This is a genomic window from Flavobacterium sp. AC274, from assembly GCF_979258275.1.
In genome coordinates this window covers 4,004,084-4,021,176 of the sequence record NZ_OZ409852.1, presented here as the reverse complement: position 1 = coordinate 4,021,176, position 17,093 = coordinate 4,004,084, and the positions used below count along the sequence as shown (strand labels likewise).

The window sequence follows — 17,093 nt, the reverse complement described above, 5'->3', positions numbered from 1 at the left end:
GTATGTTGTTAAACCCGTAAAAAACAGTTTCTTTTTAATTATTCCGGCAATCGGCACGCAACCTGCAACAGGCTTTTTTTGGTGGTGTGGCTCAGTATACTTTCAAAGGAAAGCAAAAAGCAGATAAATATTCAATAGCAAATCTCGGTATCACCTATACCGTAAAAAATCAATGGCTGGTAAACGTCAAGAATAATATTTTATTAAAAAATAACAGAATTTTTTTAAGCGGAGATTATCGAATATATCTTTTTTCACAGCCTAATTACGGATTAGGAACTAACATCATTCCGCGAAAGCGTAATCAGGATCCAGGATTCAGTCTTGATTCTCTCGCACAGCCAATGGATTATAATTATTTCAAATTTCATCAGACTGCCTCATTCGAAGTAAAGAAGAATTTTTATGTTGGAGGAGGTATCAATATCGATTGGTATTCTAAAATTTCAGATAAGGAATTAGATGTTGAAAACGGAAAATTTACGTATCATTACGATTATAACCAAAAGTATGGTTTTAATAACTCAGAGTATTTCTTGACAGGCGTGAGTCTAAATTTGGTATATGATTCGAGAGATAATCAGGTTAATTCGACTCGTGGCTGGTTTGCCAATATTAATTATCGGTTCAATCCTGTATTTTTTGATAATCAGCGCTATAGTAATGTTTTGTATACCGAATACCGTAATTTTATTCCCCTTTCGCAGAAAAACGAACGCTATATTTTGGCCATTTGGACTTACGGGCAATTTGTAACCAGAGGAAAATTGCCTTATTTAAATTTACCTGCAATTGGCTGGGATCAGCGCAGCAGGAGTGGAGAAGGCTACACACAAGGATTGTTTAGAGGAACGAATTTAGTTTATCTGGCAACAGAATTTAGATTCCCAATAACCTGCAATCAAATGTTTAGCGGAACCGTATTTACAAACTTCGTAACTACAAGTAATCCGGATACCAATACAAAACTCTTTAGCTCAATTCAACCTGCAGCTGGTATTGGATTACGAATTTTAATTGATAAAAGCACCAGGACTAATCTAATTGTTGATTACGCTTGGGGAAACCAGTCAAAAGGCTTTTATCTGAATGCGGGAGAAACTTTTAAAAACATTGCTTCAAACTGTTGATTGTAATTTTTTTAACCACATAGAAATATAGCTTATAGAAATGAATAAAGACGTTTCACTTGTATTAATCCCGATAGCTATCGGGACTATGTGTGAGAAACTAGTTTATTTTTATAATCTTTTATAAGCAAAGGAAATCTATGTTTCTATGTGTTTAATTAAATTTATTTAAATTCAGGAAACAGATTACTCAATGATTTTACTAACTTTAATAATGAGAAGTTCATTTTTATCACCTAAAAATTGATTTCTTCACAATAAATTCATAATTCTAAATTATTGTGATTTATATTTTAAACTCAATTGTTATTTTTGTTAATAATACCTCTATCAATGAAATTACTTATAGTCGAAGACGAACCAAATCTACTCTCCATTTTACGCAAAGGTTTCGCTGAAAACAACAATGATGTCAGCGTGGCTCTTGATGGTAAAACGGCTTTGGAAATGATTCAAAACTATACTTTTGATGTAGTAATTTTAGATGTGATGTTACCCGACATTAACGGAATCGAGATTTGCAGAAGATTACGGGCTGATAAAAATTTCGTACCAATTTTGCTTTTAACAGCGCTTGGAACTTCAGAAAATATTGTGACCGGACTCAACGCCGGAGCCGATGATTATTTGGTAAAACCCTTTAAGTTTGGCGAACTCGATGCAAGGGTAAATGCCTTAAACCGAAGAGCTCATCAGGAAACTGAAAAAGCAGATACCATAATAATTGGAGATTTAGAAATAAACAGCCAGGCAAAAACAGTAAAACGCGAAGGAGAACCGATTGTTTTAACCGCCAAAGAATTCAAATTATTGTATTATCTGGCCAAAAATACGGGCAGAATTGTATCCAGAGACCAGATTTTAGATAATGTCTGGGACATTAATTTTGATATGAATACCAATGTTGTGGATGTTTATATCAATTATTTAAGAAAAAAATAGACAAACCTTTTACAACCAAACTTATTCATACCATGAAAGGTTTAGGTTACGTTATACAAGAATAAAATGGATATAAGAAAAAAATTACTTTTACTTATGTTGCACTTTCTACATTTAGTACACTGTTACTGTGTGTTGTAGTTTTTGTATTATTTCGTGAAAACAACAGATATCATTTTTTAAAAAGATTAGAAGACAGGGCAAAAATCGTAGCTTCAATTCATTTTCAGGACGATCCCGAAAAAATAAAATATTACAGTAATCTTAAAAAAAACGGACTGGAAGAACTTATTGAAGAAGAAGAATATGTTCTTAAAATTAACAGTGCCAATAGTTTTGATTATAACACAAAATTAAATTTACCCAATTCATTTTATTCTACTATTCTCGAAACTGGAAAAGACTATTTTGAAATAAACAGTAAGTATTATTTAGGTCAGGTTTTTACCGAAAACAATCAGAAATATATTGTAATAGTGGGCGCCAGAGACCGACGCGGAAAAACTACAACCGTTTACATTATAAAAATATTGGTTTTTGGCGGTTTTGCTTTTATAATTCTGGCTTTCTTTTTAGGCCGTCTGCTGGCCAAACGCGTGATTAATCCTGTGGCGAGAATTACGAGAGAAGTAAATAGAATTAGTGCTTCAAATTTACATAACAGGTTGCCTGAAGTGAAGAACTCTGATGAAATTTCAGATCTTACCCATACCTTTAATGATATGCTGGACAGATTGGAAACTTCTTTCGAAATTCAGGCAAACTTCATTAATAATGCTTCTCACGAATTAAAAACGCCAATAACAACGATTATTGCCGAGTCTGAAATTATGCTTTTGAAAGAAAGAGAAGTTTCAGAATATATCGAATCATTGCAAAATATTTACAGCCAGGCTTCAAGATTAGGAAATCTAACCGAAAGTTTATTAAAACTTACTCAAACAGGTTACGATGGCAAAAAACAAGTTTTGGATATCGCGAGAATCGATGAATTGTTAATGGATGTAAAATCAGATTTGGATAAAATTTATCCGGATAACCGTGTAAGTATAAAAATGAATTTTGTGCCTAAAGATTCTAATTTGTTTTTAATTCCCTGCAATAAACCGCTTTTAGAACTGGCAATCAATAATATTATTACAAACGGTGTAAAATACTCCGATAATAATGAAGTTTTTGTTACACTTTCGGCTAATACAGAATGGATTAAAATTTCGATTAACGATATCGGAATCGGAATTCCGCCAGAAGATATTCCGCACTTATACGAACCTTTCTTTAGAGGAAAAATTGCTGCCAAATATATTGGCTACGGTTTAGGACTTCCTTTGGCATCCAAAATTATCCGAATGCACGATGGCGAAATTCAGGTACAATCCGAACAAAACAAAGGGACAATCGTAACCATTACTTTTAAGAAAAATATCAAAAAAAACATCAAGAAAACCAACATTAAAAATTCTAATGTTGAATCTTAGGAAATTCTAATTTTAGATTAATACCCTTCTAATTTACACGATGTTATTTTGTATGTATAAACTAAACGATTATACATATGAAAAATTTCCTTATACCTACCACATTAGAACAAGATACTATCAGCGCTGTAAAATCAGCAGTTAATCAGGCAAAAAACACCAATTGTGAGATTATATTAATGATGGTTTCTGATACTCCGGATACTTTCTCATCTTCACAATTCTTGCGTGAAATGAAAACAAGCCTAACCACAAGCCAGGAAGAAGTTCTTGAAACGTGCCGTTACATTATCTCACACACAGATAATTGCAAAATAAAAGTGCACAACCAATACGGACTTTCGGCACCTATTTTTAAAGGAATTATCGATGCCTTTGCCATAAAACTGGTGATTCTGACACATTCTTATAAGCAAGAAACAAAACGTATTCATCAATATGCAGTAAAATTGGCAGGGAATCAAAAATGCCCAATTTTACATCTAGGTGCAGAATCCCTTAAAAACGATTTCAATAAAGCACTTTACATCGAAAATGCAAAAGCAAACATGCATGTAAAAGATGTTCAGCAGTTTTTAAGCAAAAATTTCTCTTATGAAATTGTAAGCCAAACGGCCAATTTTGATGACAATTACGAACAATTTGCACCTTATTTGTCTGAAGCCATTTCAAAATATGATATTGATTTATTGGTAGAAACCCGTAAAGGAGAAAAAATCAAATTCAAAAAAACAAAAAAAGAAAGTAGCACAGATAAATTAGGGCTTCCTGTTTTATCGCTATACGAAGAGCTAGCTTAATAGCTTCTTTTTCAATAAAATAAAGTTTAACTTAAAACTAAAGATATGTTATTAAAGAAAAGAATTCCAATGAGGTACGTTCTCGGAAAAATTAAAGTGGAATTAGGTCTTGTAGTGGCTTATACCATATTATTTGAAGTTTTTCACCATTATTTCATCAATATTTCTGTAGATATTCCGATTGCAATACCAACGATGGTTGGTACCATTATATCCTTATTATTAGCCTTTAAATCCAATCAGGCTTATGACAGGTGGTGGGAAGCAAGAATTATCTGGGGATCAATCGTAAATGAATCCAGAACGTTGATTAGACAAGTATTAACGTTTTATAAAGACCCTGATTTTTCTGTTGAAGCCAATGATTTCAAGGAGAATTTCACTAAAAGACAAATAGCCTGGTGTTATAGTTTAGGACAGGCTTTGCGAAATAAAGATGCCATAAAGCCCATCAAAAATTTGATAAGTGAAGAAGAGTTAAGTTTTGTAAAAAATCATCAAAACGTTCCAAACGCGATCTTGTTACTGCATGCTAGAGATTTGCGTAATGCCAGAAAAGACAAGCGTTTCAACACTTATCAGCAAGTAGAAATAGATAATACATTAACAAGATTATGTGATGCGATGGGTAAATGTGAAAGAATAAAAAACACGATTTTCCCAACCACATATAGTATGTACATCAGAATGACATTGTGTTTGTTTATTATTTTATTACCTTTTGGATTAATTGATTTATTAAGCTGGTTCGCAATACCCTTAATTACAATTATTGCAGGAACTTTCTTTTTGATCGAAAAAATGGCAATTCACTTGCAGGATCCTTTCGAAAACAGACCAACAGATACGCCCGTAACGGCTATTTCTCAGGCAATCGAAAAGAATTTAATGCAAATGCTAAATGAGTTTCAGGTTGAGTTTGACATCATTAAAGAATTTGATCTCAAACCAGAACCTGCAAAACTTACCGGAAACGAGTACTTTGTTCTTTAATTATATTAGTCTATTTAATTGTAAACCAGACAATGCTTTTGTGTTGTCTGGTTTTTTTATTTTTAGAATTGGAATTTGGAATTTAATATTTGAAGTTTAATTTAAAATTTGGAATTTGGAATTTCAAAATTGGAATTTAAATTTTTAGAGCTAATCCCGCTATCCGTTTCAATCTTTTGTGGCGAACCCCGCCACAAAAGGATTTCCACTACTATCGGGGCTAGGGCACTCGTTTTCATAAGAAATATTCTTGTTGAGTTTCGAAATGACAAACTCAACACACATCAAACCCGACAGGTTTTTAAAACCTGTCGGGTTTATCTCGATTAGCAAAAAAAAGTGTTTTAAGTTTTAAGCAATTTTCCCAAAGTCTGTATCGAATGTCGTAATTCATTTGTCCAGGGCAAACCAAAACTCAAACGCATACAATTCGAAAACTGATCCTGAAAAGAAAAAATTCTTCCCGGTGCAAAACTGATATTATGTTTCATCGCCAAATGATAAAAAGCCGCCGTATCGATGCTTTTATCCAATTCAATCCAAAGAAAAAACCACCCTGAGGCTGACTCACTTTTGTCCCTTCCGGAAAAGATTCTAAAACCGTATTAATATAATTATTGCAATTTTGATGCAAGATTTGGCGTATTTTACGAAGGTGATTTTCATAACGTCCGTTTTTCAAAAAATCACCCACAACTTCGTGCGTAATAGTAGGCGAGGAGAGCGTGTGATAAATTTTATTTCGCAGAATCTGCTTTTTGAATTTCCCCGGCGAAACCCAGCCCACACGATAACCCGGCGCCAAAGTTTTAGAAACCGAACTGCAGCAAAGCACAATCCCGCTTTCGTCGTAGGTTTTGCAATTCGTTGGTCGGCTTGAGCCAAAGTACAAATCGCCGTGAATATCATCTTCAATTAGCGGAATATCATAAAATTCCATTAGCTTCACCACTTCTTTTTTATGTTCTGCAGGCATCATACTTCCAGACGGATTGCTAAAATTACTCATCAGCAAACAAAGCTTTACTTTTTTTGTAGCAAGCGCCTTTTTTAAAGCGTCCAGTTCAATTCCCGTTGTCATATTTGTCGGCAATTCCATAATATACAAACCGAGTGATTTAGCCAATTGCAAAATCCCAAAATAGGCCGGACTTTCTGTAATAATAGTATCGCCAGGTTTCGTTAAAGTCATTAAACAATGTGATATAGCACTTGTACAGCCTGGCATTGTAATAATATCATTTTCGGTCAAAGAACCACCCCAAGTAAAAGACCAGCGTGCAATTTCTCTCCTTAAATTAAGATTTCCTGCACTTCCTCATAACTCGTTCCGCTATTTGCGAGCTGACGCGTAGCCTGAATAATTCCCTTGTTCAATTTCGCAATTGGTAAAAGCTCATTCGACGGAAAACCCAAAGAAAGCATAGTAATACTTTTATCCGTCATATTGCGGTAAACCTGATCTATTAAGTCCTCACGATCAATGTTCAGGCATTTCAAAACCGGACTGCTCGGCGAAGGTTCCGTAATAATTCTGGCCGAAGTATTACTCACATAATAACCCGATTGTGGTCTGGACTCAATCAAAGATCGGCTCTCCACTTCATAATAAGCCTTGCTTACCGTACTCATGCTGTAACCCGTTTCGGCTACAACTTCACGAATAGAAGGCAGTTTATCGCCAACACATAAAACCCCCGATTTTATTTGCTTTTCAATTCGGTCGGCAAACTGCAGATATAAGTAATTAGAATTTCTCATAAAAAAAACTGTTATGGTGCAATTTACAAAAACTGTATCTGTATTGCTTATTTATTTTTAAGAAATTTGTTTCATCACAAAACAAACCAAAAACAATAATCCGTGAAAACAACAAAATACTACATCGCAGCCATAACGGCGTACACCATTTGGGGATTTTTTAGCCTTGTGCTAAAACCAATTCACGAATATGCCTCTTTGGATATTCTGTTCTTTCGTGTTTTTAGCTGTAGTATTTTAATGTTGCTGATTTCTTTTGCTTTCAAACGAAAAAAAGTAAAAGAAACCATCGAAATCTTCAAAGCATTACCAAGAGCAGAAAAACGAAAAGCACTTTTATTAAACATTGGCGGAAGTGTTTTCCTGATGTTAAACTGGTTTACATTCATTTATGTAATGAACCATGTTAGCGTAAAAGCAACTTCGTTGGCCTATTTGGTTTGTCCAATTTTAACAACTCTATTGGCGTATTTTCTTTTGCATGAAAAACTAAGCAAAACCCAATGGATTTCTGTCGGATTAAGTATTTCCGGTTGTTTACTTTTGTCTTATGCCGATATTATGGATATGTTTTTCAGCATCATAATAGGTTTTACATACGCTTGTTATTTAGTAAGTCAGCGTGTCAATAAAGGTTTTGATAAGTTTATTATTTTAACCTTTCATATCACATTGGCAGCCTTGATATTATTGCCTTTTTATCCGGCGTACAGCGGTCCGGTTCCAACAGAATTTAAGTTTTATTTCTGTATCGAAACCATTGCCATTTTGTTTACTATTTTCCCGTTGTTCCTGAATTTATATGCACTTTCCGGCATTAATTCATCAACAGTTGGCATGTTGTTAAACATAAACCCAATGATTGCTTTTGGGTTGGCAACTTTTGTCTATCACGAAAACATAACCGTATTACAAATCACAGCTTACAGCATTATTTTTATAGCTGTTATAGTCTTTAACTCGCATCATCTTTTTGCGCTAAAACAAAGATATACACCAGCTTCAAAAAGCGCTTAAACTTTTTGCCACAAACTTCACGGACCTGAAAACTCCAAATTGACATAGTCAAATTTCATGAATAATGACATTTGATGAACATTCGTGAAGTTGTGGCTAATTTTATAAATTAATTTAGAAGTTTAAGTTCAATAAATTTTCCGCCACGAATTCACGAATTTAGTTTATAATAATTCGTGAATTCGTGGCGATTATTTTTGAAGATGTAATTCATAAAATTACCAGAATCTTAACAGGATATTTAAACAGGAATGAGTATTTTTCATTTCTGTTTTTTTATGCGATAATGCGTGAAAAAAGTTGCCACGAATTACACAAATATTCACGAATTAAAATTTAAAAAAAATTAGCGAAAATTAGTGTAATTCGTGGCAAAAAAACAAAATAACCAGATTCAAATTTTATGAAAAATACCAAATTGCAAGCCTTCATTCCGTTATTTTATTTAGTATGGTCAGACGATCTTTTAACACAAAAAGAGTTTGCTACCATTCAGACATTTATAAATGATTTAACCTGGCTTTCGCCGGAAGAAAAACAACAGCTTCTTTCTAAAGTTGATATTTCAAATCCGCCTACGCGAAATGAACTCACACAATGGAAATTGGATATTGAAAAAAGTATAAAAGGTAAATACTCCATAAAATCAGTTTTTGATATTGCCGAAGCACTTTCAGAAAAAGACATAGATATTTCGAAGTTAAGACCGGAATTTTTAAAACTCGAAAATGATTTGGGTGTTTTGGGAGAAGAAGTAATTCAGAACTTTAAAACAAAAGCAGAATCCTTTACAGCGACTTCACAAACGACTTCTAATTTTGATATTCAGAAAATAACAGATCTTTTAGACGGAAAAGAAGCTGCGATTATAAAAAAGGTAAAATCAGTAATTTCAAGACCTGAATTTGCCTATGAAACTTCCACAGATATTAACGTTTATCGTCAAACTGTTTACAATTGGTGTAAAATTTTAGCCGAAGAAAATCTAGGAAATATGGCATATCCAAAGCGATACGGCGGAGGAGAAAACATAGCAGATTATTTTGCGATTATGGAAACGTTGAGTTACCATGATTTAAGTTTGGTGATAAAATTCGGCGTTCAATTTGGATTGTGGGGAATGAGCGTACAATCTTTAGGAACCGAAAAGCATTATGCTAAATATTTAAATGATATTGGTTCGCTAAAAATCCCGGGCTGTTTTGCCATGACCGAAACACATCACGGTTCTAACGTAAAAGGATTAGAAACCACCGCAACGTACAATCATAACGATCAAACGTTTACGATTCATACACCGCATGAAAAAGCGCAAAAAGAATATATTGGCAACGCAGCCGTACACGGACAAATGGCTACTGTTTTTGCTAAGTTAATTATTAACGATCACGATTATGGCGTAAATGCTTTTGTGGTTCCGTTGCGTGATACAAACGGAAATACCTTAAACGGAATTACCATTGGCGATTGTGGGCATAAAATGGGATTAAATGGCGTTGATAACGGAACAATTCGTTTCAATCAGGTTGTGATTCCAAAAGAAAATATGCTGGACAGATTTGCTTCAGTAAACGAAAAAGGAGAATTCGAAAGCCCGATTCCGAGTGATAACAGACGTTTCTTTACGATGCTAGGTACTTTGGTTGGTGGCCGAATCGGAATTCCGCGCTCAGCTTTGGCAGCAGCCAAATCAGCATTAACAATTGCCATTCGATACAGCGATCAACGTCGACAATTTGGTCCCGAAGGCGGATCTGAAGTTCCAATTTTGAATTACAGAATGCACCAACGAAGATTGCTTCCGCATTTAGCAAAAACCTATGCGGTTCATTTTGCATTGCAATATCTTACGAAGCGTTTCCTGAATAAAACCGAAGCCGAAATGCAGGAAATTGAAGCTCTTGCAGCCGGAATGAAATCGTATTCAACCTGGAGTACCAGAGATATTTTGCAAGAATGTCGTGAAGCTATTGGAGGAAAAGGATATTTATCTGAAAACAGAATCGACGATTTAAAAAACGACACTGAAATTTACACCACTTTTGAAGGTGATAATACTGTTTTGATGCAATTGGTTGCTAAAAATCGTTTGGCTGAATTCAGAAAAGCATTTGGAGAAATGGGGTCATTGGGAATCATCAATTATGTGTATGAAAATGCAAAAGTGGCGATTTCTGAGAAAAACCCAATCGCGACCAGAAGAACAGATGATGAACATTTATTAGATTCAGAATTTCATTTGCAGGCCTTTATCCATAGAGAAAAAACAATTTTGGCCTCTGCAGCCCGACGTATCAAAAAATTGGTCGATGGCGGTTTAGAACCTTACGATGCGTTTAATGTCGTTCAACATCAAATGATCGATGTCGCTCAGGCCTATTTGGAAAGAATTGTTTTAGAGCAATTTCAGGAAGCCATAAAAACGGTTGAAGATGAAAAATCAAAAGAAATATTGACGAAATTATACCAATTATATGCGCTTTCGCAAATAGAAAAAAACAAAGCATGGTATCTTGAAGACGGTTATATGGAAGCTGTTAAAACAAAAGCAGTTCGTAAAATAGTCAACCAGCTTTGTTGGGATATTCGTCCCGATGCAGTTGCATTGGTAAACGCTTTCGATATTCCGGAGAGTTGTTTGGCAGCGCCAATTGCTGTTAATTGAGAATATAGAATATAGAATATAGAGTAAAGAAAATAGACTTTTTTAAGCGCTTTGTCAAAGTTTTAAACTTTGACAAAGCTTTTTTTTAGCCACGAATTTACGAATGATCATCAAAAAAAGTTCGTGAATTGGTAGCGAAAATTTTACCGCAGAGAACACAGAGGTTTTTCGCAGAGTTCATTAAGATTTAAGTTGTGTTTGCACAATCTAAGTCCGCAAAGCTTTGTGAACTTTGTGTTTTTATTAAACTGAGCATATTTAAAATACTTTGTGATCTCCGTGGTAACTTTTTTCTTCTCCACAGGTTTTCAGTATTATTAATTGATCTATTGCAATAAAACAGCTTAAAATTAAATGAACTTATATAACTTATATGTTTAAAAAAACTACCAGCTTCCCTTCAAACCTTCTTTAAGGGCGCTGTTGTATTTCTCCAAATCAAAACTGTACAAATCGGGTGCTTTGTGGGCGCCGCCTTTGCGTGATTCGTCTAATTTGGTTAGAATATCATAACGAAGTATTTTGCGATAGAAATTCCCGCGGTTCAATTTTTTTCCTAAAATAGCTTCATATAATTTTTGAAGTTCCGGCATCGTAAACTTATCCGAAAGAAGATTATAACCAATAGGATGATTATTTAATTGTTCACGAAGTGTCGAAAGTGCTTTATCTAAAATGGTTCTATGATCCATCATAAACAATGGAAGATTTTCAATAGAATGCCATTGCACATTTGTAGAATATTCGTCAATAACTAAATTTACTTTTGAATGTTCAGCCAAAGCATAATATCCAATAGAAACAAAGCGCTGTTTGTTCCAAATCGTGTCATGGTAGTCTGCAAAAGCATCTTCAGAGCGATGCAGGTTTCCAAAAGTATAAAACTGCTGGAGATAAATATTTTCGGTTCCGGTTCTGTCTTTTAAAATGCGAACTGCCGCATCATCTACGTTTTCCTCTTTTTTTACATATCCTCCGGGAAGTCCCCAAAATTCCTGATCCTTCATTTTTACAGTCAAAACATGAAGCGAATTTTCATGAAAGCTAAAAATAGCACAGTCAATAGAAAGCGTCGGAATATATTTTTTAAACGCTTCTTCAGATTGTTGTTCAAGTAATTTCTTAAATTCCATTGTATTGATTTGTTTTCAAATTTACTCTTTTTGAAAATTATAAATCCGTGTAATACTGCAAAATTTCAAAAATTTCCTTTAAAATCAATCCTTTTAACTCTTTTTTTATTCTGATTAATTTTTAATTAAATATTTATTCGACTAAGAATATATTAATTTTTATGGTTTCCATTTGTGATAAATGAAAATTTAAGGGATTTTATTTGTTGATATGAAAAAAGTAATTAATATTGCTTCATAATGAAGCAATGAAATTTAAAATACTACAACTTTACTATTTTCAACCACTTTCTAAATTTCCAATTATGAAAAAAACAATTATAAAAACAGCGCGATTATCACTTTTAACCGCGTTAGTACTTTCTAATTTATCATGGAATACCATCCCAAATGATGAAACGAATCCGCCGCTTATAACTATTAAAGGATTTACGTTTGCCGATTTTAACCGAAACGGGAAATTGGACCCGTGGGAAGATACACGCCTTTCTGTTAATCAAAGAATTGATGAAATTATCAAAGCTATGACCAATGCAGAAAAAGCAGAACTGCTTATTGGTACCGGAATGCCCGGAATTGAAGTTTTAACGGGTCCCGTTGGAGATTCTAAACAAGGTTTGGTTCCCGGTGCTGCGGGCGGAACTGCTGCTTTTGAAAGATTCGGAATTCCCGCAACGGTCGTAGCCGATGGTCCAGCCGGTTTAAGAATCGAGCCAACGAGAGAAAATGATACAAAAACGTATTATGCAACGGCATTTCCGGTTGGTACCGCTTTGGCTTCGACCTGGAACAAAGCGCTTTTGGAAGAAGTTGGAAAAGCAATGGGAAATGAGGTAAAAGAATATGGTGTTGATGTTTTATTAGCTCCGGCTTTAAACATTCACAGAAATCCTCTGAACGGAAGAAATTTCGAATATTATTCTGAAGATCCGTTGATTTCCGGAAAAACCGCCGCCGCAATTGTAAACGGAATTCAGTCGCAAGGCGTTGGAACTTCTATCAAACATTTTGCTGTGAATAACGAAGAAACCAACCGTTTAACGATTAACGCGCACGTTTCTGAAAGAGCAATTAGAGAAATTTACTTAAAAGGTTTCGAAATCACGGTAAAAGAATCACAGCCGTGGACTGTAATGTCTTCATATAATAAACTGAATGGCGAATATACATCTGCCAGAAAAGATTTGATTACCGAAGTTTTAAGAAACGAATGGGGTTTTAAAGGCATTGTAATGACGGATTGGTTCGGAGGTTTTCCGGGTTTTGAAAGTATACAAAAAGGCTTAAGCTCTGATGTTGCATTACAAATGAATGCCGGAAACGACCTTTTGATGCCGGGAATTCCGGTTCAGAAAAAGCATTATTAGAAGCTTTAAATTCTGGTAAATTATCTCAGGAAGTGGCCAATGCAAATGCGAAACGAATTTTAGAATATATTTTTCGTACCCCAACTTTTGCAAAATACAAATACAGCGATAAACCAAACTTAACTAAAAATGCCGACGTAACCAGAAATGCTGCAGCAGAAGGAATGGTTTTGCTTAAAAACACAAATAATGCATTGCCTTTTGCCAACAAACAAAAAGAAGTTGCGCTATTTGGTGTTACTTCTTATGCCTGGATTACAGGCGGAACAGGAAGCGGAAGTGTAAACAATAAGCACACCGTTTCTCTTTTAGAAGGTTTAAATGCAGGAGGTTACAAACTAGACAAAGAACTGGTTGATTTGTATACGCTGCACGCTGAAAAAGAACTTGCAGCTGAAAAAGACAGAAGAAAAGCAAGAGGAATTTTGGCTTTGCCTGAAAGACTTCATGAACTAAAAATGGACGATGCTTTTATGGCTAAAAAAGCAGCAAGTTCTGAAATTGCATTTGTGACTTTAGGAAGAAATTCAGGAGAAGGCGGAGACAGAGTTGTGGATAATGATTTCAACTTGGCGAATGAAGAAATTGAAATGCTGGATAAAATTTCAAATGCTTTTCATGCCAAAGGAAAAAAAGTAGTCGTTATTTTAAATATCGGTGGCGTAATTGAAACGGCTTCGTGGAAAGATAAAGTTGATGCTATTTTACTAGCCTGGCAGCCAGGTCAGGAAGGTGGACATTCTGTTGCAGATGTGGTTTCAGGTAAAATAAATCCGTCTGGAAAACTGACGATGACTTTCCCTGTGAAATATACGGATACACCTTCGGCAAAAAACTTTCCGGGACTTCCGGTTGATAATCCAAAAGAAGTAACTTATCAGGAAGGTGTTTATGTTGGATACCGTTATTTCAATACATTCAACATTAAACCATCTTATGAATTTGGTTTCGGAACTTCTTATACAAATTTTGATTATACAGATGTAAAATTAAGTTCTCCTATTTTTACCGATAAACTAACGGTTTCTGTTACCGTTAAAAACACCGGAAAAGTGTCTGGAAAAGAAGTGGTTGAAGTGTATCTTTCGGCTCCATCAAAAACTATTGATAAACCAAAAGAAGAATTAAAAGCTTTTGGTAAAACCAAAGAATTAAAACCGGGCGAAAGCCAAACGTTGCAATTGACTTTATCTCCAAAAGATCTGGCTTCGTTTTTAGAAAATAAAAGCGCCTGGATTGCAGAAGCCGGAACGTATAAAGTTTTGGTTGGAGCTTCATCTGAAGATATTAAAAAAACAGCTGAATTTTCGGTACCGAACGAACTTACAGTTGAAAAAGTAAAAAAAGCTTTTGAAGCAGATGCTAAGTTTACAGAGCTTAAACCTTAATTACGAGTATATTTTTGGTTAGATAAAAATGGATTAAGGCTACAAATTCCGCTTGAATATTCAGATTTGAATAAACAAGTGGAATTATTTTTTTATAACAAAATGGTAATGAAATTAATTTAATAATATCGTTGTATTGTGATTTTAGGTTTTAAATCATGGTTTTATTAAAATAACTGGCTTTTTCAAAATCTTTGATATTGATTGAAATTACCGGAACTTCAGAAAGAATTTCATTCAGTTTAGTTACAATTGCTTTTGATAATTTTGATTTTTGATCTGTATTTCGACCTTCCATAATATATCCAAAGACGTGAATAAAATCGTCTAAACTATTTCCGTTATTATAATAGCTAAATGGATTTATGCGGACCTTAATTTCAGAAGCAATAAAAAGATCCGTAGACAAAGCGGCATCAAAAACTTCCTGCATTATTTCATCAGCAGATCTCATTCGGATTACGTTTTCGGAACAATCAATAATAAAATGTGGCATGTTGATATTAGTTTTAAGTGTAGAAATTCAGTTTAAAACAAAATTAGGAAAACATTAGTTGGAATTATTTAAAAATGACTTTTTATAAAACGTTTTTATTCTATTTTTTGTTACTAAATTCAAATTTTACGACTTACTAAATAATTCATTTTTGTTTGCGCACTTTCTTATATTTGTAAGTCTCATTATATCTTAATTGGTTTGAAAAATTATCTGTTGTTTTGTTTGTTCGTTCTTTTAGGAAATCCTGTTTTTGCATCGGATAGTACAGATACTATTTTGAAGAAACTAAACGACGCCTTAAAAAACAAACAGCGATATGTAGAGCTTAAAGAAGAGCGCATTTTAAATTTCAAAAAATCAAATCGGCAGATTTAAGCAAGGAACAGGAATACAATTACAACAAAACTTTATATACAGAATACCAAAAATTCAATTCAGATTCGGCTATTTTTTATGTAAAAAAGAACCTGAAAATTGCCGAAGAACTTCAAAACAAAGAGCTTTCAGATTTAGCCAGCATTCAATTGGTTACACTTTTCTCTTCTTCGGGAAAATACCGCGAATCTGAAGCCATTTTAAAAAGCATCAACAAAAAAACATTATCAAAAACATTGCTTCCTAATTATTACGTGGCGTATCGCGAATTTTTTGAACATTATGCCGCCAATAGCTATGATATAAAATACATCGAGCAAATACGAAAATACCGTGATTCGTTGCTAATGGTTTTAGATCCCAGTACTTTAAACTATCAGATTAATAAAATTCAGCAGCGAATGTCTGAGGAAAAAATAGACATTTCGCGAAAACAATTACTGGATTTATTGAAAAATACCAAAGAAGATAATCCGCAATATGCCATGATTACTTATCTTTTAGGCAGTATTTATGAGGGAACACATCAATTAGAATTACGAAAAAAATACTACGCACTTTCTGCCACTGCAGATATTAAAAATGCCAATAAAGACAATGCATCGCTTCAGGAACTGGCTTTGGTTTTTTATGAAGTTGGCGATGTAGATATGGCGTACAAGCTTACACAATCAGCAATTGAAGACGCGTTGTATTGCAATGTACAATTCCGAACACTTTTAATGTCAGAAGTGTATTCGATCATCAATACGGTTTATTTAGAAAAAGAAGCCAAAAGAAAAACAGAATTGCAATTGTATCTTTTATGTATCAGTTTGCTTTCTTTATTCTTGATTGTAGCGGTTATTTACGTTTACAAACAAATGAAAAAAGTTTCGAAAATCCGTGGAGAATTATACGAAACAAGTCAAAAACTGGCAGAATTAAACAAAAATATTACCGAAACCAACAATCAGTTGCAGGAACGTAATTCGCAATTATCAGAATCGAATCATGTTAAGGAAGAATATATAGCGCATTTTTTCAATCTTTGTTCGGCTTACATCAATAAATTAGAAAACTATCGCATTATTCTAAACAAAAAAGCGACGGCAAAACAGTTTGATGAAATTTATAAAATGCTAAAATCAACCACTTTGGTCGATAATGAATTGGAAGAATTATATAAAAACTTCGATATTATATTTCTGAATTTATATCCCACTTTCGTGAAAGACTTTAACGAATTGCTGATTAAAGAAGAACAAATCGTTTTGAAACAAGGCGAATTGCTAAATACTGAACTTAGAATTTTTGCTTTAATCCGACTTGGAATTACAGACAGCGTAAAAATTGCTGCCTTTCTTCGTTACTCTTTAAGCACAATTTACAACTATAGAACCAGAGCTCGAAATAAAGCCGCAGTTTCGCGAAATGATTTTGAAGAAATGGTCATGAAAATAGGTTTAATTTCGCTGAAAGTGTAACGTTTTGTTTTAAAACCACTACTTTTTTTGGGCTTTAAAGTTTATTAAATATTTGTAAATCAATATTTTAAATTTTTAT

Annotated in this window: 12 protein-coding genes and 2 pseudogenes; 11 read left to right on the top strand and 3 right to left on the bottom strand. The window is 34.0% G+C overall.

Features of this window, described 5'->3' with window-relative positions; genetic code table 11:
• Positions 1–86: 86 nt before the first annotated feature.
• The 5 genes and pseudogenes from ACZZZT_RS18215 to ACZZZT_RS18195 all read left to right on the top strand — a co-directional run bounded on the left by ACZZZT_RS18215 (position 87) and on the right by ACZZZT_RS18195 (position 5,343).
• Entirely contained in the window at positions 87–1,130 is a 1,044-nt protein-coding gene (locus tag ACZZZT_RS18215) for a BamA/TamA family outer membrane protein (protein WP_463461455.1), read from the top strand.
• Between the two features lie 333 nt (positions 1,131–1,463).
• Positions 1,464–2,137, top strand: a pseudogene (locus ACZZZT_RS18210) (response regulator transcription factor).
• A gap of 411 nt (positions 2,138–2,548) precedes the next feature.
• Positions 2,549–3,550 carry a HAMP domain-containing sensor histidine kinase gene (locus ACZZZT_RS18205; RefSeq protein WP_463461454.1) on the top strand — a complete coding sequence of 334 codons (1,002 nt, stop codon included), beginning with the start codon at positions 2,549–2,551 and terminating at the stop codon, positions 3,548–3,550.
• A 77-nt stretch (positions 3,551–3,627) separates the two neighbouring features.
• On the top strand, positions 3,628–4,350 hold the full coding sequence (locus ACZZZT_RS18200) for a hypothetical protein (RefSeq protein ID WP_463461453.1): 723 nt from the start codon (positions 3,628–3,630) through the stop codon (positions 4,348–4,350).
• A gap of 45 nt (positions 4,351–4,395) precedes the next feature.
• Positions 4,396–5,343 (top strand): bestrophin family protein, encoded by a 948-nt coding sequence (locus ACZZZT_RS18195; RefSeq protein WP_042564414.1) that lies wholly within the window; start codon positions 4,396–4,398, stop codon positions 5,341–5,343.
• A 344-nt stretch (positions 5,344–5,687) separates the two neighbouring features.
• On the opposite strand, the pseudogene ACZZZT_RS18190 reads toward ACZZZT_RS18195, so the two are convergent.
• Positions 5,688–7,104 (bottom strand): annotated as a pseudogene (locus ACZZZT_RS18190) (aminotransferase-like domain-containing protein).
• 102 nt (positions 7,105–7,206) lie between these two features.
• Between ACZZZT_RS18190 and ACZZZT_RS18185 the strand changes: the two are divergent.
• Together ACZZZT_RS18185 and ACZZZT_RS18180 are read left to right on the top strand one after the other, a co-directional pair.
• On the top strand, positions 7,207–8,121 hold the full coding sequence (locus ACZZZT_RS18185; RefSeq protein ID WP_463461452.1) for an EamA family transporter: 915 nt from the start codon (positions 7,207–7,209) through the stop codon (positions 8,119–8,121).
• A 403-nt stretch (positions 8,122–8,524) separates the two neighbouring features.
• Positions 8,525–10,786: an acyl-CoA dehydrogenase family protein gene (locus tag ACZZZT_RS18180; protein WP_463461451.1), complete on the top strand. Its 2,262-nt coding sequence runs from the start codon at positions 8,525–8,527 to the stop codon at positions 10,784–10,786.
• A gap of 386 nt (positions 10,787–11,172) precedes the next feature.
• Here ACZZZT_RS18180 and ACZZZT_RS18175 read toward each other — a convergent pair whose 3' ends face one another.
• On the bottom strand, positions 11,173–11,919 hold the full coding sequence (locus tag ACZZZT_RS18175) for an NUDIX hydrolase (RefSeq protein WP_463461450.1): 747 nt from the start codon (positions 11,917–11,919) through the stop codon (positions 11,173–11,175).
• Positions 11,920–12,224: 305 nt separating this feature from the next.
• Between ACZZZT_RS18175 and ACZZZT_RS18170 the strand changes: the two genes are divergently transcribed.
• Both ACZZZT_RS18170 and ACZZZT_RS18165 read left to right on the top strand, forming a co-directional pair.
• A complete protein-coding gene (locus ACZZZT_RS18170; RefSeq protein WP_463461449.1) occupies positions 12,225–13,286 on the top strand; it encodes a glycoside hydrolase family 3 protein in 1,062 nt (353 codons plus the stop codon).
• A gap of 32 nt (positions 13,287–13,318) precedes the next feature.
• On the top strand, positions 13,319–14,674 hold the full coding sequence (locus ACZZZT_RS18165) for a glycoside hydrolase family 3 C-terminal domain-containing protein (protein WP_463461448.1): 1,356 nt from the start codon (positions 13,319–13,321) through the stop codon (positions 14,672–14,674).
• Between the two features lie 151 nt (positions 14,675–14,825).
• Here the strand turns inward: ACZZZT_RS18165 and ACZZZT_RS18160 are convergent, their stop codons facing one another.
• Positions 14,826–15,170: a 5-carboxymethyl-2-hydroxymuconate Delta-isomerase gene (locus ACZZZT_RS18160; RefSeq protein WP_463461447.1), complete on the bottom strand. Its 345-nt coding sequence runs from the start codon at positions 15,168–15,170 to the stop codon at positions 14,826–14,828.
• A 201-nt stretch (positions 15,171–15,371) separates the two neighbouring features.
• Between ACZZZT_RS18160 and ACZZZT_RS18155 the strand changes: the two genes are divergently transcribed.
• Both ACZZZT_RS18155 and ACZZZT_RS18150 read left to right on the top strand, forming a co-directional pair.
• Positions 15,372–15,548 carry a hypothetical protein gene (locus ACZZZT_RS18155; protein WP_463461446.1) on the top strand — a complete coding sequence of 59 codons (177 nt, stop codon included), beginning with the start codon at positions 15,372–15,374 and terminating at the stop codon, positions 15,546–15,548.
• Positions 15,549–15,697: 149 nt separating this feature from the next.
• On the top strand, positions 15,698–17,014 hold the full coding sequence (locus ACZZZT_RS18150; protein ID WP_463461445.1) for a DUF6377 domain-containing protein: 1,317 nt from the start codon (positions 15,698–15,700) through the stop codon (positions 17,012–17,014).
• Positions 17,015–17,093: the final 79 nt, after the last annotated feature.